The organism is Streptomyces coeruleorubidus (assembly GCF_008705135.1).
Lineage (GTDB): Bacteria > Actinomycetota > Actinomycetes > Streptomycetales > Streptomycetaceae > Streptomyces > Streptomyces coeruleofuscus.
In genome coordinates, this window is the sequence record NZ_CP023694.1 from 760861 (window position 1) to 778453 (window position 17593).

Genomic DNA, 17593 nt, shown 5'->3' on the forward strand with positions numbered 1-17593 from the left:
CCCGTTTTTCTCACGCGTTCGCGGCGCTGCTCGGGCGGGCCTTTTTCGTGGTCTGGCGCGGCACGTCCGACCCGTCCTGAAGATCGGCGGCGAACGCCTCGGCCGTCGCCTCCGCCGCAATGTCGCTCAGGTCTTCGTTGATCTCGTGGGCGACTCGCTTGGCGTCCATCGCCAGCTTTACGGAGGACTTCACAGTTCCTCGGACGACCGGCCTGATCAGCTTCTTCAGGAGAGGCGCCGACGCTACCCCAACCAAGAAGACGGGAATCACAGGAAGCATTGTCAGTACAGCCCTTCTCGCAGCTTGCCGGAATTATCGGACAGTGTTCTGGAAATCCGAGCTTAGCTCCCCAGAAACTCTCTCACCAGGGCATCTCATAACGTTCACCCGTTCGTGTGCACACTGCCCGGCGTTGATCTTTTCCGTCTCCCTGTGACCTACCGTGCGAGACAGGCACGCTGTAATTGTCCGCCTCCACGTGAGAAAATTGAGCCGGGAGTGAATGTGGAAAAGACAGCAACTGACGAGGCCGTTGCTGGGGCTGAGCCCACATCAGAGGAAGTGCTGTATTCCGCTGAAGTGCGCCATGCGAACGGGAAATGCACTCTCACCATCCGCGATCACTTGCACGGCGATGTGGAAGTTTACGTGGTGCCGAAAGCCGCCGTGAAGAAACTCCCCTTCTATCTCGCGATGCTCAGGAGCAAGCTTTCCTGAAAGGCGCGAAAGGCGTCATGCCTGCCGCTGGGCCACCAGGGGCACGGCCGGCCGGGAGTCGGTGAGCAGGGAGTGGGCCAGGACTCCGTAGAGGGTGTCGTTGGGGCCGTCGGCGATACGGAGGCCACGAATGTCGCGAAGGCGCTTCTCCATGGGAGTGCGGCGGGTGTAGCCCTCGCTGCCGTGCAGTTGGAGGCCGATGTCGACAGCTCGGTAGGACACGTCCGTGGCGAGGGCCTTGGCGGCGGAGCAGGCCGCCACGTCCACATCGTCTCCGTCCCGCTCGATCCGCTCCAGCAGGGAGAAGCACCAGGCCGTGGCCGCCTGGACCTCGGCCGCGGCCGTGCCGAGCCGGGACACGACGGACGGGACGTTCGCCAGGGAGGTGCGGCCCACGCTGCGGTGGCGGGCCCGGGCCATCGTCTCCTCGATCGCCGCGGTCGCCGCACCCAGGCAGACCATCGCCATCATCAGACGCCAGCCGGAGAAGTGGCTGTCGAAGATGCGGCGGCCGTCGCCGGGCCTGCCGAGCAGGAGTTCCTTGCCGACGCGCACGTTGTCGAAGTGCAGATGGCCCAGGCTCCAGCCGCGTAGCCCGAGGGGCACGGTGGTCTCCGTGAGGACGCCGGCGGTCGCGGTCGGCAACCACACCGCTGACAGCGGGACTTCGCGCAGCCATGCCCCGTCGGCGTCCCGCCCGGCGGCCTGTTCGGGCCCGACCACCTTGCAGAAGACGACGAACCCGGTGGCCTCCTCCACGCGACTCACCAGACCCTTCGTGCCGGAGAGCAGCAGATGGTCGCCCTGGTCGACCGCTACGGTGCGCAAGCCGCGCAGATCGGAGCCGGAGTGCGGTTCGCTCGACGCCACGCCCGCCAGCTCTCCGCAGCCCACGATCCTGTCATGGACCGAGCGGGCGACGAGGGGCCTGCCGTACCGCACGGCCATGGCGCCGTGTCCCGAGCTGAAGATCTCCCGCGCGTCGCAGTCCCGGCGCCCGGCGAGGAACATGGCCAGCCCCTGGGCCACTCGTTCGAGGTGCGGGGGAACGGTCCGGGTCGCGTCCGCCCGGTCCCCCGCGACACCGCACGCGTGCGCCGGCCCGGTTTTGGCGCGCGGTAGGTCGAACCCCGTCAGCCCGGCCTGGGCGGCGCGCTTGCGCAGATCGAGCCACGGCGGCCGGGCCGCCTCCTCCGTGACCGGCTCGGGCAGGTGCATGTCGAGGAAGTCGGTGACGGAGGAGGCGAAGTCCTTCAGGGCGGGATGGCGGGCGAGAACGGCGCAGGATTCCGAGAGAAACACGTGCGGTGTCCTAACGGCTCGTGGGATGAGGGGGGTTCACCGGGCGCAGCCCCGGGGGGGGCGGCTCCCCGGTCATGCGCCGCTGGACGCGGACGGGTGTCGCCCTGTGGGTCTCACCCTCCGCCGTCCGTCGCTTCGGCGAGGCTGCGCGGCCGCATGTCGGTCCACACCCGGTCGACGTGGTCGAGGCACGCCCGACGTGTGTCCTCCGGGTGCGCGACGGTCCACCCGTCGGGTACGTCGGCGAAGACCGGCCACAGCGAGTGCTGGCCCTCGTCGTTGACGAGCACCAGGAAACGGGCGTCGTCGTCCTCGAACGGGTTGGTCGCATGCGTCATGTCGGTTCTCCTGGTTCTCGTGGCCGGGTCCGGGTGAGCGAGGCGCCGGCGGGTCGAGTGGGGAGGAACGGACGGGCGGTCATGAGCGCGCCCGCGCGGAAGAGGGCTCGGGCGTGCCCGCTCCTCGATCGGAGCGGGCACGGTGAGGCCTGGGGTCAGGCCACCCGCACATCAGCGATGTCGAGTGACCGGTTGGCGCCGATCAGCGGACAGGCGGGGAATCAGACATCCATCTTGCCAGGTCAGCGGCGGTTTTCGGGACAGTGTCAGCCGCTGCCACCCGAACGAATGACGAGCGGCTGAACAGCCCGTCCGTCAGGCGAGTGCGGGAGTGCCGGCCTGGAGCTGCCACAGGGTGGTGTAGGTGCCGCCGCGTGTCACGAGCTCCTCGTGCGTGCCGTGTTCGGCCACCACTCCCCCGGGCCCCATCACGTAGATCTGGTCGGCGTGCTGCACGGTGGACAGCCGGTGGGCGATGACGACCATCGTCCGGTCCGTCCCGAACACCTGGAGGGCCTGCTGGATGATGGCCTCGGTCTCGTTGTCGACGGCGGAGGTGGCCTCGTCGAGGATGATGACCGGGGGGTCGCGCAGGATGGTCCGGGCCAGCGCGATGCGCTGTTTCTGTCCGCCGGACAGCGCGGCGCCCCGTTCGCCGACGCGGGTCGCGTAGCCGTCGGGCAGACTGTCGATGAACGCGTCGGCGCCTGCTGTGCGGGCAGCGGTGACGAGTTGCTCGTCGGTGGCGTCGAACGTGCCGTAGCGGATGTTCTCCGCGATCGTCGCGTCGAACAGGAAGGGCTCCTGGGTGACGTATCCGATGGCGCGGCGCAGGTCGGGCAGCGCGAGGGTGCGCACATCGGCGCCGTCGAGCAACACCCGTCCGCGGTCGGGGTGGTGGAAGCGCATCAGCAGTTTGGCGACGGTGGTCTTGCCGGCGCCGCTGGTACCGACGATTCCGGTGGTGCGGCCGGGTGGGACGACCAGGGACGTGTCGCGCAGCGCCGGCGGCCGGCCGGGGTAGGCGAAGGTCACGTTGCGCAGTTCGATCTCGCCCTTGACCTGCTGTCTGGGCATCGGGCGGCCCTCGGCGAACGGTTCGAGGGGGAGGTCGTGCAGCCGCTCCACCCGGTCCAGGGCGGTGACGGCGCGCTGGTACTGGTCGGTGGTGCTGCCCAGTCGGGACAGCTTCAGCATGGCCATGCCCGGCATCTCGATGAGCGGGCCGAAGGCCGCGGTCGACAGGGTGCCCCGGAGCACGGCCCTGCCGCCCAGGAGCACCGTGCCGACCAGTGCCGAGCCACCGGCCAGCCGCAGGATCTGCGGCGGGATCGCCGAGCTGCGTCCGCCGGCGCGGTCGGCCTCGCTGCACTCGCGGTTCAGCTCGGTGATACGGGCGATCTCGTGCTCTTCGGTGACGGCGGACTTGATGGTGGTGTGGGCGTGGAGGTTCTCGGTCACGCGGCCGTTCAACCGCGATCGACGGGCGTCGGAGGCGGCGTGGCCGGCCACCGCGCGTTCGTGGAAGCGGAAGGACAGCCAGGCGACGAGCGGGATCGGTGCGAGGGCGATCCAGGCGATCTGCGGAGCGAGCAGCAGGAAGGCCGGGATGAGGAGCGCCAGGCTGGTGCACATCTGGACGACGTCGTTCATGTTGGTGCCGACGAAGGTGCTGATCTGGCCGATGTCCTCGGACAGGACGGCGTTGACCCGGCTGACGCGTTCCTTCTCCAGGTCGGCCGGTGCCACGCGCTGGACGTGCTCGTAGGTACGGGTGCGCCAGTCGTCCTCGATGGTCTGGGCCAGCTGTCGCCAGACGACACTGGCCCCGTAGCCGAAGGCCGCCATGGCGAGGCAGGCCGTTCCGGCGGCGCCCACGAGAAGCGACAACTGGGCGGTGACTCCGGCCACTCCGTACTTGGCGAGGGTCGCGCTGCCGCCCTTGGCGACCAGCAGCACGATCGAGGGGCTGAGGGCGAACAGCGCCATCTCCGCCAGTTGGGAGAGACCGGACAGCAGTGCCGCGAGAGCGAACTTCCGCTTGTGCGGTCCGATGATGCGGCGCAAGGGGTGGCGGCGCGCCGCGGCCTCGTCCGCCGACTGTTTCGCGCTGTCGGATCTGCGCCACGCTCTTCGGACCACCGCTGTCGTGGCGACGGTGGTCAGCCCGAGGGTGAGCAGGGGTTTGCTGAGCAGCTTCAGGAGGAAGGGCCCGCCGATGACGGCCGCCGCCACGGCGCCCGAGGCCCCGAGGATCCTCGGCAGCCAGCGTCCGGCGCCCGCGCCGTCCCCACGGTCCTCCGGCATGCCCTCACCGGGCTGTGCGGTGGTGTCGGGCCACGGCAGGTTCGCCGCGGTCGCGCGCAGGGCTGCCAGCGTCCGGGCGATCGCCCGCCGCAGCAACCGAGCGGCCTCGCGCGGACTGACGGTGCGGTCGTGCCTCACCAGCACCCGGCCGGTGACCGGGCTGGCGTGCACCTCCTCGATGCCCGGGGCCTCGAGGAGTGACGTCTCGGTCAGCCGCGCCGAGGCGGGTCTGCCACGCAGGAGGTCCACCTCCCAGCGCTGACGGCCCGGAACGATCGAGCGTGGCCGCATCCTCGCTCTCGTGGGGGTACATCGTGTCGTCGGGCGGTCGCCCGGGGGACTTTCGAGCAAGGCCATCGCGTCAGTCACTGCTCTCCATGAAGCTCCAGTAGCCGGAGATCGCGGCATCGCCGATCTCGGGGATCACCACGCCCAGTTTCCGCAGCCGCCGGACCGTCCTGTCGTTGTCGAACTCCAAGGTCGGCCCCTGTGCGGCCTGCCCTTTCCCGGACTGCTCCTCCAGGTAGGCCTGGTAGGGCAGGATCGGCAGCTCCTGTCCCCGTTCGGTCGCGCGACGCAGGCGTCGCAGCCAGTCGGCGAGCGGAAGTTGTTCCGAGTCCGTCCCGTGCACGCGGTCGTAGGCGGCCAGGAACGGGCCCGGTCCGATCCGGCGCGTGTCGTGAAGGTGGTGGACGCGGCCGGTCCCGTCACTGTCGCGCAGCAGCTCCACGAGGGCGGCGGCGAGGACGTCGACGGGCAGCAGGGTCTCCTCCAGTTCGGGATGCACCGGATGACAGCCGAGCGCCGCACAGCTGGTGAGCAGCCGGGAGAACATGTCGTCCCGGTTGACCGCACCGGTCGAGGAATGGGCCCAGATACGGCCGAGGCGGTGGATGCCACCGCCGGCTCCCCGCTCGAAGGCACGCTCCACCAGCCGGTCGGCCACCCACTTGCTCGCCGCATAACCCCTCCCGAACGGATGCCGTTCACCTTCGATCGGCGAATCCTCCGTGACCAGCCGGGGCTTCTGGCCGGGTCGGAACACGCCGAGGGTCGAGAGGTGGTGGAACGCCTTCGGACGGCCTTCCCCCGCCAGGTGCAGCAGGGTCCGGGTGCCCTCCACGTTGGCGGGCTTCAGCCGTGCGTAGGGCGAGAGGTGATGGACGTACGCGCCGCTGTGGACGATCGTGTCGATCGTCTCGCGCAGCCGTGCCCAGTCTGTCCGGCCGATGCCGAGACCGGCGACGGCCAGGTCTCCGCGCACGATGTGCAGGCGTGGATCGTCCACCGTCGCCGTGATGCCGTAGGTGCGCAGGACTCCGGACAGTCGCTCGCGCGCCTCGGAGTCGGTCCGCGCGCGGACGAGGCAGTGCACCTGTGCGGTTGTCCTTTGCAGGAGTTCGGACAGGAGGAAGGCTCCGACGAATCCGGTGGCTCCGGTCAGCAGGACCTCGCGCGGGTCGCAGGCTCGCTGAGGGGCAGAGGTGAAGCGCAGGGCGGGAGCGAGTTCCGCCTCTGTGTCGGGCACCCACGACGTCGTGGTGTCCGGGTCTCCCGCGCGGAGGCGCCTGGCCAGGCCCGCCGGGGTCGGTGCCTCCAGGAGCGCCGACAGCCTGAAGGGGACGGCCAGGCTCTCACCGATCCGGCTCGCCAGGCGGGTGGCGAGCAGCGAGTGGCCGCCCAGGGCGAAGAAGTCGTCGTCGACGCCGACCGCAGGCACGGCCAGTACCTCGGCGAACAGGTCACACAGGGCCTGCTCCTCGGGGGTGTCGGGGGCCCGGCCGCCGCCGGCGGCGGTGGTGAAGTCCGGCTCGGGGAGGGCGCGGCGGTCGAGCTTGCCGTTCGAGGTCAGCGGCAGGGCATCGAGCACCGTGAACACGGACGGCACCATGTGGACGGGCACGCGCTCCCGGAGGAAGGACCGCAGCTCGGCCGGATCGACCCCGGAGCCGGCGACGGGTACGACGTAGGCGGCCAGGCGGGTCTCTCCCCGGTGGTCGTCGCGGGCGAGGACGGCCGCGTGGGCGATCCGGGGGTGCGAGGAGAGGACGGACTCGAGCTCGCCGGGTTCGATGCGGTGGCCGCGGATCTTGACCTGGTCGTCCGCCCGCCCGGCGAAGACGAGCTGTCCGTCGCGGCGCCATCGGGCCAGGTCGCCGGTGCGGTACATCCTCGCCCCCGGCGGGCCGTACGGATCGGCGACGAACCGCTGGGCCGTCATGCCCGGGCGGCTCAGATAACCGCGCGCCAGTCCGGCACCGGCCACGTACAGTTCGCCGGTCACCCCGGGCGGTACCAGCCGCAGCGCCGCGTCCAGGACGTACGCGCGGGTGCCGGGGACCGGCCGGCCGAGGACCGGGTGCGCGGCGGCGTCGAGCCGCGCCTGGAGCGAGTCGACGGTGCACTCGGTCGGCCCGTACATGTTGTGGGCTGCCAGCCCGTCCACCGCCCGCAGTTCCGTCCAGAGCCGGTCGGGCAGCTCCTCGCCGCCGAGCACGGCCACGCTCGGCCGCCATCGCCGGTCGGTGAACAGGCCGCGGTCGTACAGGACGCGCATGTACGAGGGCGTGACGTCGACCGAGTCGATCCGGTGCTGGATCAGCCAGGCCACGAACCGGTCGGCATCCACCCAGGTGGCGGCGTCGGGCACATGCAGCTCGTGACCGGCCGTCAGGGCGGCGAGCTGGCTCCACGAGGCGTCGAAGGACACCGAGGCGGTCAGCGCGACCCGCAGACCCTGGTCCCCGAGACGTTCGGCCGCCGGTCCGAAGACCTGGTCCCGGTACTGGGCCGCGACGTTGACCACGCTCGCGTGGCACGCGACGACACCCTTGGGCACCCCGGTCGATCCCGAGGTGTAGATCACGTAAGCCGGGTGGTCGGGCGACAGCAGGATCACCGGATCACTGTCCGGCAGGCCGTTCAGTTCTTCCGCGGTCTCCGGCGCGTCCAGCAGCAGGGACGGAGTACCCGGAATCTGGGCGGTGGTGGTGTTCGTGAGCAGCAGCGCGGGCCGTGCGTCCTCGGCCATGGCCGCGAGACGCGCAGCCGGGTTCTCCGGATCGAGCGGCAGGTAGGCGGCCCCCGCCTTGAGCACGGCGAGCACCGCCGCGACGAGATCGTGCGATCGGGGCAGGGCGAGGGCGACCACGTCCTCCGGGCCGACGCCGCGCGCGCCCAATGCGTGAGCGAGCCGGTTCGCCCGCGCGTTCAACTCCCCGTAAGTCAGGGTGGCGCCGTCCGCGACGACGGCCACCGCGTCGGGCGTGGCACGCACCTGTGCCTGGAAGAGCTCCGGAATCGTGCCCGCCGCCACGGGCCGGCCGGCGTCGCCCAGGAGGTCGCGGCGTTCGCTGCCGGACAGGACGTCGATGCGGCTGATCGGACGGTCCGGGTCCCGGGCGACCGCTTCCAGCAGCCGCACCCAGCGTGCGGCCAGGTCCTCGACCGTGCCGTGGTCGAACAGGTCGGTGGCGTAGTCGACGGTGCCGTCCAGGCCGAGGCACTCGCCCTGCGCGGAGCGCTTCTCGTAAAGGCCGATGTCCAGGTCGAACTTGGCGGTCTCGGTCGGCACCAGCAGTCTGGAGGTCTCCAGCCCCGGCAGCCCGAACACCGCGGCCTCGTCGGCGTCGAGGGAGAGCGCGACCTGGAACAGCGGGTGGCGGGCGGGTGACCGCGTCGGGTTCAGCGCTTCCACGACCTGCTCGAACGGCGCCTCCTGATGCGCGTAGGCGGCCAGTGCGGTGGTGCGGACACGGTCCAGCAGCCGGGTGAAGGCGGGATCGCCCGAGGTGTCGGTCCGCAGTACGAGCGTGTTGACGAAGAACCCGACCAGGTCGTCCAGGGCCTGGTCGGTACGGCCGGCGATCACGGTGCCGACCGGCACGTCGGTGCCCGCGCCCAGCTTCGTCAGCAGCGCCGCCAGTCCCGCGTGCAGCACCATGAAGAGGCTCGCTCCCGACCTGCGCGCCAGCTCGCTCAGCGCCGTGTGCAGCTCCGAGTCGATCCGCAGGCGGACCCGGGCGCCCCTGTGGGACGCGACGGCCGGACGGGGCCGGTCGCAGGGAAGCGTGAGTTCCTCGGGGAGTCCCGCCAACGCGGCGGACCAGTGGGCCAGTTGGTGGCTGAGGAGGCTGTCGGACTCGTCGGGGTCGCCCAGGATCCGACGCTGCCACAGGGCGTAGTCGGTGTACCTGACGGGCAGTGGCTCCCAGGCCGGCTCCTCGCCGTGGCACCGGGCGGTGTAGGCGGTCGCCAGGTCACGGGCCAGCGGGGCCATGGACCAGCCGTCGGCGGCGATGTGGTGGACCGCGATCACCAGGACGTGCTCGGCGGGCCCCAGCGCGAACAGCTCGGCGCGCAGTGGCGTTTCGACGGCCAGGTCGAACGGGTAGCGGACGGCGTCCAGCAATCGCGCGTGCAGCGCCTCCTCGTCGTCCACCTCTGTGACGGGCAGCGGCGTACGGACCGCGGACGCGTCCAGGATGCGCTGGAAGGGCTCACCGCCGACGTCGGCGTAGACCGTGCGCAGGCTCTCGTGCCGGCCCACCACATCCCCCAGCGCGCGCTCCAGCGCTCCCCGGTCGAGCTCGCCCGTCAGGCGCTGCACCAGGGGAATGTTGTAGGTGGCACTGGGTCCTTCGACTCGGTGCAGGAACCACAGCCGCCGCTGCGCGAACGACAAGGGGGTGAGGTCCGGCCGTTCCTGGACGGTCAGCGCCGGGCGTGCCCCGTCCGCCCGGTCCAGCCGCGCCGCCAGGAGGGCGACCGTGGGTGCCTCGAACAGCTCGCCCAGGTTCAGTTCCGCCCCGAGCACGGCGCGGATCCGGGACACCAGGCGGAGCGCCAGCAGCGAGTGCCCGCCCGCGTCGAAGAAGTTCGTGTCCACCCCGGCCCGCGGCAGGCCGAGCGCTTCCGCGAACAGCTCGCACAGCAGTTGTTCCCGCGGCGTGCGCGGTGCCCGCCCGGTCGACGGGCCGGTGTCGTCGTCCGGGTCCGGCAGGGCGTCGCGGTCGATCTTTCCGTTCGGGGTCAGCGGCAGCTCGTCGAGCATCACGAACGCCGACGGCACCATGAAGTCGGGCAGCCGCTCGCGCAGGTGCTCACGCAGCGACTGCGGCCGGGTCCCGCTCCCGTCCGCCACGACGTAGGCGACGAGCCTGAGATCGCCCTGCCGCCGGTGACGGCGGGCGAGCACCGCGCCCTGCGCCACGCCCGGGCACGCGATCAGCGCGGCCTCGACCTCCTCCTGCTCGATACGGAAGCCGCGGATCTTGACCTGGCGGTCGGCGCGGCCGACGTATTCCAGCTGCCCGTCCGCCCGCCACCGCACCACGTCACCCGTCCGGTACATCCGTGTCCCGGGAGGGCCGTACGGGTCGGCGACGAACCGCTCGGCCGTCAGCGCCGGCCGGCGCAGATAGCCGCGTGCCAGGCACACACCGGAGAGGTACAGCTCCCCGGCCGTCCCCACGGGCACGGGTTGCAGGCTGCCGTTCAGCACGTAGGCACGACTGCCGGAGTGCGGCTCCCCGATCGGCGGGGTCGTGCCGGCGGGCGGCAGCGGCCGGCTCGTGGTCACGATCGCGGTCGTTTCCGTCGGTCCGTAGACGTTCATGAAGCGACGGCCCGGAGCCCACCGCTGCACCAGCGCCGGCGGCACCGGCTCTCCGCCCACCACGAGCGTCGAAACGGCACTGTCCCTCTCGGCCACGACCGCCAGGGCCGACGGCGGCGCGAAGGCATGGGTGATCCGGGCATCGGGGTCGGTGAGGACCGACAGCGGATCGGTCCTGGGGGCGAGTACGAGGGTCGCCCCGGTCAGCAGGCTGACGCACATCTCCCACGTGGAGGCGTCGAAGCCGGGCGAGGCCAGCTGCGAGAACCTGCTGCCTAGGGTGATCCCCAGACGCTCCGCGTGGAAGGCGACCAGGGAGGCGATGCCCGTGTGCGGCACCATCACCCCCTTGGGCCGCCCTGTCGAGCCCGACGTGTAGATCACGTACGCCGGGTGTCGCGGGTCCACGGCGATGCCGGGGTCGGTGTCCGGCTGCCCCTCCGCCAGCTCGGCCACGGTCCGCGGACCGTCCAGGACCAAGGCCGGGCGGGCGTCGGCGAGCATGAACTCCCTGCGCGCCGCCGGGTATTCGGGGTCCACCGGCAGATAGGCGGCCCCGGCCTTGAGTACGGCGAGCTCGGCCACGATCAGGTCCACGGAGCGCGGCAGCACGAGGGCGACGATGTCCTCCGCACCGATCCCACGGGCCGTCAGCGCGTGCGCGAGCCGGTTCGCGCGCGCGTTCAGCTCCCCGTACGTCACGGTCATGCCGCCGGACACCACCGCGTTCGCGTCCGGCGCCCGGCGCACCTGCTCCTCGAACAGCGTCGGCATCGAGACGGGGGGCACGCCCGCCGCGGTGGCGTCCCCCATCGCGAGCAGGTCATGTCGCTCGCCGGCCGCCAGAACATCGAGCCCGCCGACCGGGAGATCGGGGTCCGAGTCGGCCATGTCCGCGAGGAAGTCGAGCAACCGCCGCTGGGTTTCCGCGAGTTCGTCGGCGCCGGGCGCGCCGGGTGGAGCGTGCAGTCTCATGTGCGGGCCGGAGCCGTCCCGGCGGTCCCACACCATGATCATCAGGTCGGCGGCCAGCGGGAAGGAGAGGTTGTGCGCCGTGCACGTGTGGCCCGCGAAGGAGATGTCGTAGTCGAACCCGATGAGGTTGACCATCGGCGAGAACGCCACACCCGGACCACGGGTCAGGTCGAGGTCGCGGTGCAGGTCCTCAGCACGGTAGCGCTGGTGCTCCACCGCTTCGCGCATCCGATGGTCGACCTGGGCGAGCAGCTCCCGCAGCGGCATGTCGGGCCGGACGGTGAGGCGTACGGGAACGCTGTTGGCCAGCATCCCCGGCGTCGCACGGGAGGCCTCCCCCACCCGACCGGCCACGGTCAGGCCGACCACGACGTCCCGCGCGCCCGTCAGACGATGCGTGTACAGCGCCACGGCGGCGAACACGAAACGGAAGCGGGAGACGCCGGCGCGCGTGGCCGCCGCCTTCAGTACCTGCGGGCGCGGCAGCGGAAGCAGGTCCGTTCGCGGAACGGGCCCGTGCGCCGAATCGGCGGAGGACGCCGCTTGCGGGCGCGTCCATCCCGCCAACTGCCGCATCCAGTACGCACGGTCCTCGGCACGCTCCTGGGACTCGTGGTAGTCCCGGTCGGCCTGGACCAGCGCGGACAACGGGCCGAAGGGACAGGGGCCGGCCTTGTCCCCTTGGACCAGGGCCGTGTAGACCTCGGCGACCCGCCTGGCCACGAGCGCGTAGCCGAAGGCGTCCACGGCGGCGTGGTGGTAGGTGTGGTACCACCAGAACCGGTCAGGGGCCAGCCGGAACAGCGCGTAGCTGAACAGTGGTCCGGAGGCCAGGTCCATGGGCCGGGCCAGGTCGGCGGCGATCCACGCGCGGCCGGCCGCCTCCGGGTCGGGCTCGTCGCTGACGTCGACGAACGAGAGCGACCAGGGCACTTCGCGCTCCAGGATCTGCACCGGGCCGTCTTCGCCGGGCACGAGGCGTACCCGCAGCGCGTCGGTCTCGGCGACGACCTGACGCAGTGCCACCTCGAAGAGGGGTGGATCGACCGGTCCGTGGATCTCCAGGTACTCGCCCAGGCGCAAGGCCGGGCTCACGTCCGGGGAATGCTGCTCGGCGAGCCAGACCTCGCGCTGTCCCGCGGTCACCGGAAGGATCTCGGCCGGCGTATCGGGTGTCTGGTCCCGGGTCTGCGTCTGGTCATCGACATGGTGTGCGGGAAGCTGACGACGGGACAACTAGGAACCTCCTGTGGTGCCGGCGCCCCCTGATCACGACCGGCCTTCGCCAGATCACCCATCGTGACACCTACCAGGGCATTTCCCGCGTCCGGAGCAAAATAGCCACCCGAAGGAATGACGGGCCGCGCACTACGCGCCACTGTCGCGATGAGTTCCGGCCGCGTCTTGGGTCTGTCCTGGTGAGCGGCGTATGACGCCGTACGACGCTGCCCGGCACGAGCCACCGCGGAGGACACCATGACCACCACGCCGAGTGACCCCACCACCCCACTGCCCGGCCGCCCGCCCGTCGCCGAGCTGGCCACCTGGCAGGACGCGCGGGACGAGCTCCTGGTCCGCGAGAAGGCCCACACCCGCGAGGGCGACGCCCTCGCCGCGGCCCGCCGCCGGCTGCCGATGGTGGAGTTCGACGGGACGGTCGAGGTCGTCGGGCCCGACGGTCCGGTCCCGTTCCTCGACCTGTTCCAGGGCCGCGACGAGCTCGTGGTCTACAAGCACATGTGGTACGACGGCGCGCCGCACCAGGGGCAGTGCGAGGGCTGTACCACCACGGCCTGGCATCTGAAGGACGCCGTCTACCTCAACGCCCGCGGCGTCTCGTTCGCGGTCCTGACCACGGGCCGGTGGGAGGAGGTGGCCTCCTACGTCGAGTTCATGGGCTACACGCAGCCCTGGTACTCGGTGCGCGACGTGGACGCGCCGGTCGGCGGCGACATGGGTTACCTCACCTGCTTCCTGCGCGACGGCGACCGCGTGTTCCTCACCTACTCCACGACGGGCCGTGGCAACGAGCGGGTCAACGGCTCCCTCGGCCTGCTCGACATGACGCCCTACGGCCGCGGCGAGGCGTGGGAGGACAACCCCGAGGGCCGGCCCGAGGGGCACAGCCCGTGCTGGTACTGGCGCTCGGACGCGGAAGGTAATGCCACCTGGGGCCCGACCAGCCGCCCCGTACCGCAGTGGACGCGCCCCGGCGCGACCCCCGTGGAGACCCTGGGCCGGCAGGGCCACCACCACTGACGCGCCTTCGCCGAGCGGCGCAGCCCCACGGAGGCGCCGCGAGAGCCGCCCACCGGGCCAGGTCGAGGTCGCCATGTCCGAGGAGCGAGCGGGTGCCGCCACCCCGGCGACTCATCGCCGGCTTCCCCGGGCTCGTTCGCGGAAGGCTGCCGGAGTCTCCCCGGCCCGATCCCGGAAGAAGCGGGTGAACGACGTGGCGCCGGGGAAGCCGACCCGCTCGCCGACGGCGGCGGCGGACAGGTCGGTGTGCACCAGCAGGCGCTTGGCCTCCAGGAGCACCCGGTCGTCGATCAGGCGCTTGGCACCGGACCCGGTCACGGCCCGGGTCGCGCGCGTGAGGGTGCGCACGCTGTAGCCGAGTCGCCGGGCGTACTCCTCCACCCGGTGACTTCGGGCGAAGTCCCGCTCCACGGCCTGCCGGAAGCGCCGGTAAGCCTCGCTCCCCGCCTCGTCGCCGTCCTGGGCGCCGTGCAGGTGGGCCAGGCGCAGCACGAGGACGGCGAGCAGGTGCCGGACGACCTCGATATGCACGTCCAAGGGCAGTTCGGCGAGTCGGTCGTACTCGCTCTCCAGCAGGTCCAGGACGCGCCGGAGCGCTTGCTGTTGATCCTCGTCCCGGGGAACGAGCGGCTGCCGCGGGGCCGGCTGGTCGACACGGGCGGCCTCGACCATGGGGCCGCCGAGGAAGCCGGAAGGGAAGAGCACGACGGTGCCCCGGGCTTCGGCGAGGTCGGTGCCGAACTGAAGGATCTGGCCGGGCCGTGCCCAGAGCCAGTCGCCCTCGGACAGCGTGTGGTCGGTGAAGTCCAGCGAGCAGCGCAACGCTCCGGAGCGCACCGTGATCAGGTGGTGGAAGGCGGGGCGCAGGGGGGCGAAGGCGTCGACTCCGTGGCCGTGCGCCCGGCCGAGCAGCCCGGCGAAGTCCAGCACGGCGACTCCGGACGGGGCCCCGACGGAGGGCCGGAACGGGAGGTCGGTGACATCTTCGTGTCCGTTTCTGTTCATGGCCTGTCGCCAGGATATGGGCTTGGTCCAGTGGCCCGCACCTAGCGTGGAGTGGTCGGAGGCGAGCGGTGACCGAAAATGACAGGTGCGGTCATCGTCGCCGAATCCGTGCGAGGGAGCTGACCGCTGTGCGACTGATCGTGGGAATGACGGGCGCGACGGGTGCCGCCTTCGGCGTCCGTCTGCTGGAGAACCTGCGCGAACTGCCCGAGGTGGAGACCCACCTGGTGCTCACCCGCTGGGCGCGCACCACCATCGAGCTGGAGACCGGGCTCTCCGTCGCCGACGTCAGCGCACTGGCCGACGTCACACACCATCCCGAGGACCAGGGCGCCACCATCTCCTCGGGGTCCTTCACGACCGGCGGCATGGTGATCGTGCCCTGCTCGATGAAGACACTGGCCGGCATCCGGGCCGGTTACGCCGAGGGGCTGGTGGGCCGCGCCGCGGACGTGGTCCTCAAGGAGCGCCGGAAGCTCGTCCTCGTCCCGCGGGAGACCCCACTGAGCGAGATCCACCTGGAGAACATGCTCGCCCTGACCCGGCTCGGCGCGCAGATGGTGCCGCCGATGCCCGCGTTCTACAACCACCCGGCCTCCGTCGACGACATCGTCGACCACATCACCGCCCGCGTCCTCGACCAGTTCGAGCTGCCCGCGCCCGCCGCCAAGCGCTGGGAGGGCATGCGCGCCGCCCGCGCCCTCAGGACCGCGGTCTGAGCGCCGCCCTCCACACGCACCGCTGTGGGACCCAACACACCGCTGTAGACAAGGACATCTCCGCCATGGCCTATGACGACCTGCGTTCCTTCCTGGAGGCCCTCGACAAGGAGGGCCAGCTGCTTCGCATCACCGAGGAGGTGAACCCCGAGCCGGACATCGCCGCCGCCGCCAACGCCGCCCCGCGACTGGGCGATGCGGCCCCGGCCCTGTACTTCGACAACGTGAAGGGCTTCACCGACGCCCGGATCGCGATGAACGTGCACGGCTCATGGGCCAACCACGCCCTCGCCCTCGGCCTGCCCAAGGAGACGGGTACCAAGGAGCAGGTCGAGGAGTTCGTCCGCCGCTGGGCGGAGTTCCCCGTCGCCCCTGAACGGCGGGCCGACCCGCCGTGGGCCCAGAACACCCAGGAGGGCGACGACGTCGACATCTTCCAGGTGCTTCCGCTGATCCGGCTCAACGACGGCGACGGCGGCTTGTACATCGACAAGGCCGCGGTCGTCTCCAAGGACCCGGAGGACCCCGAGCACTCCGGCAAGCAGAACGTCGGCATCTACCGCATCCAGGTCAAGGGCAGGCGCAAGCTCGCTCTCCAGCCGGTCCCCATGCACGACATCGCCCAGCATCTGCGCAAGGCCGAGGAGGAGGGCGAGGACCTGCCCGTCGCCATCACCATCGGCAACGACCCGGTGATCTCCATCGTGGCGTCGACTCCGATGAAGTACGACGAGAACGAGTACGAGCTGGCCGGAGCGCTGCGCGGGGCCCCGGCGCCGATCGCCGAGGCCCCGCTGACCGGGCTGCCCGTGCCGTGGGGGTCGGAGGTCGTCATCGAGGGCGTGATCGAGGGCCGCAAGCGGGAGATCGAAGGCCCCTTCGGCGAGTTCACCGGCCACTACTCCGGCGGTCGCAGCATGACCGTCATCCGCATCGACCGGATCTCCTACCGCACGAACCCGGTCTTCGAGCACCTCTACCTCGGCATGCCCTGGACCGAGGTCGACTACCTGATAGCCGCCAGCACCTGCGTGCCGCTGTACGAGCAGCTCAAGAAGGACTTTCCCGAGGTCCAGGCCGTCAACGCCATGTACACCCACGGGCTGGTCGCCATCGTCTCGACGAAGAAGCGCTACGGCGGTTTCGCCAAGGCCGTCGGCTTGCGGGTGCTCACCACGGCGCACGGCCTCGGCTACGCCACCACCGTCATCGTGGTCGACGAGGACGTCGACCCCTTCAACCTTCCGCAGGTCATGTGGGCGCTGTCCACGAAGATGAACCCGTCCGGCGATCTGATCACGATCCCCAACCTGCCCGTGCTGGAGCTGGCCCCGCAGGCACAGTCCCCCGGCATCGTCGACAAGCTCGTCATCGACGCCACCACCCCGGTCGAGCCCGACCGCCGCGGCAACTACAGCACCCAGGTGCACGACCTGCCCGAGGCCGCCGAGTGGCTCACCCGGTTGCAGCGGCTCTCCGCCCGCCGCTGACCGCCGTCTCACCAACTCCCGGAAAGGACACCGGCCATGGCCGACCCGACCGCCACCGTCTGCCCTCGCTGCGCCCACCAGACCGTCGAGCTGGTCTTCACCTCGCCCGTCCCGGGCGTCTGGGACGTGTTGCAGTGCGGGCGGTGCCTGTACATGTGGCGTACGAGCGAGCCCGAGCGCCGCACCCGGCGTCACGCCTATCCCGAGGCGTTCCGGATGACCGCCGAGGACATCCGCAGCGCTTCCGAGGTGCCTGCCGTCCCGCCGCTGAGGACGTCCTGAGCTCCAGGCCTGCCTAGTAGTCGGCCTCGGTCAGTTGGTGCGGTCGGACCAGCCCTGCGGGAGGTCTCCGGGGGCCGTGGCGATGACCGTCTCGTCGTCGGGGCCCACGTACTCGAAGAGCGTGATCTTCGCGAATTCCGGGACGACGTAGATCGGATAGGTCGGGCCCTCGTCGCGGTACCTGCGCATCTCGTCGAGGTGGTCGTTCTGGTAGAGGACGGTGCGTTCGCCGTGTTCCTCGACCCAGTGCGGGAAGAAGATCACGCCGTGCAGGCGGCGCTTGCCCGGCATGACGTTGACGGAGACCGACGTGCCGGTGGGCTCGTTCCAGGAGATCTTGTAGTGGTCGTCGTCAAGCTGGACGAGGTCGACCCGCTGGTCCTTGACCCAGCGGCCGCCCACCATGCCGGAGTGGATCCGGTAGTCGATGGTGGTCGGGTTCTTCACGTACATCTCGTACTGCCAGCCGTTGGCGTAGGTGTAGATGAAGCGGTGGCCGACGATCCCGGTGAGCTCCTGCTCGGGGACAGGGCTCTGGACGGTGGTCACGTGCGCTCCGTTGCTGGCCATGGGGGTACCTC

General features: G+C 71.0%; 12 protein-coding genes. 5 read left to right on the forward strand and 7 right to left on the reverse strand.

The genetic code is table 11. The annotated features are described in order from the left end of the window. Nucleotides 1–10: 10 nt before the first annotated feature. Nucleotides 11–256 (reverse strand): DUF5132 domain-containing protein, encoded by a 246-nt coding sequence (locus tag CP976_RS03575; protein WP_268250158.1) that lies wholly within the window; start codon nucleotides 254–256, stop codon nucleotides 11–13. A gap of 249 nt (nucleotides 257–505) precedes the next feature. On the opposite strand from CP976_RS03575, the gene CP976_RS03580 reads away from it, so the two are divergent. Next, complete coding sequence (locus CP976_RS03580) at nucleotides 506–718, forward strand: hypothetical protein (protein WP_150478972.1); 213 nt, start codon at nucleotides 506–508, stop codon at nucleotides 716–718. A 15-nt stretch (nucleotides 719–733) separates the two neighbouring features. Here the strand turns inward: CP976_RS03580 and CP976_RS03585 are convergent, their stop codons facing one another. The 4 genes from CP976_RS03585 to CP976_RS03600 form a co-directional block, all read right to left on the reverse strand. Next, nucleotides 734–2020 (reverse strand): acyl-CoA dehydrogenase family protein, encoded by a 1287-nt coding sequence (locus CP976_RS03585; protein ID WP_150478973.1) that lies wholly within the window; start codon nucleotides 2018–2020, stop codon nucleotides 734–736. A 113-nt stretch (nucleotides 2021–2133) separates the two neighbouring features. Beyond that, entirely contained in the window at nucleotides 2134–2358 is a 225-nt protein-coding gene (locus CP976_RS03590) for an MbtH family protein (RefSeq protein ID WP_150478974.1), read from the reverse strand. Between the two features lie 315 nt (nucleotides 2359–2673). Then, nucleotides 2674–4914: an ABC transporter ATP-binding protein gene (locus CP976_RS03595; RefSeq protein ID WP_229876253.1), complete on the reverse strand. Its 2241-nt coding sequence runs from the start codon at nucleotides 4912–4914 to the stop codon at nucleotides 2674–2676. Nucleotides 4915–5026: 112 nt separating this feature from the next. Beyond that, a complete protein-coding gene (locus CP976_RS03600; RefSeq protein WP_150478975.1) occupies nucleotides 5027–12493 on the reverse strand; it encodes a non-ribosomal peptide synthetase in 7467 nt (2488 codons plus the stop codon). A gap of 240 nt (nucleotides 12494–12733) precedes the next feature. Here CP976_RS03600 and CP976_RS03605 point away from each other — a divergent pair, with 240 nt between their 5' ends. Then, entirely contained in the window at nucleotides 12734–13516 is a 783-nt protein-coding gene (locus tag CP976_RS03605) for a DUF899 domain-containing protein (RefSeq protein WP_150478976.1), read from the forward strand. A 111-nt stretch (nucleotides 13517–13627) separates the two neighbouring features. On the opposite strand, the gene CP976_RS03610 is transcribed toward CP976_RS03605, so the two are convergent. Beyond that, a complete protein-coding gene (locus CP976_RS03610) occupies nucleotides 13628–14521 on the reverse strand; it encodes an AraC family transcriptional regulator (protein WP_150478977.1) in 894 nt (297 codons plus the stop codon). A gap of 128 nt (nucleotides 14522–14649) precedes the next feature. Here CP976_RS03610 and CP976_RS03615 point away from each other — a divergent pair, with 128 nt between their 5' ends. The 3 genes from CP976_RS03615 to CP976_RS03625 all read left to right on the forward strand — a co-directional run bounded on the left by CP976_RS03615 (nucleotide 14650) and on the right by CP976_RS03625 (nucleotide 17012). Next, nucleotides 14650–15240 carry a non-oxidative hydroxyarylic acid decarboxylases subunit B gene (locus CP976_RS03615; protein WP_150478978.1) on the forward strand — a complete coding sequence of 197 codons (591 nt, stop codon included), beginning with the start codon at nucleotides 14650–14652 and terminating at the stop codon, nucleotides 15238–15240. A 65-nt stretch (nucleotides 15241–15305) separates the two neighbouring features. Beyond that, a complete protein-coding gene (locus tag CP976_RS03620; RefSeq protein ID WP_150478979.1) occupies nucleotides 15306–16730 on the forward strand; it encodes a non-oxidative hydroxyarylic acid decarboxylases subunit C in 1425 nt (474 codons plus the stop codon). A gap of 36 nt (nucleotides 16731–16766) precedes the next feature. Then, nucleotides 16767–17012, forward strand: a complete 246-nt coding sequence (locus CP976_RS03625; RefSeq protein ID WP_150478980.1) for a non-oxidative hydroxyarylic acid decarboxylases subunit D — start codon at nucleotides 16767–16769, stop codon at nucleotides 17010–17012. 30 nt (nucleotides 17013–17042) lie between these two features. Here CP976_RS03625 and CP976_RS03630 read toward each other — a convergent pair whose 3' ends face one another. Then, nucleotides 17043–17582, reverse strand: a complete 540-nt coding sequence (locus tag CP976_RS03630) for a phenolic acid decarboxylase (RefSeq protein ID WP_150478981.1) — start codon at nucleotides 17580–17582, stop codon at nucleotides 17043–17045. Between the last annotated feature and the right edge of the window lie 11 nt (nucleotides 17583–17593).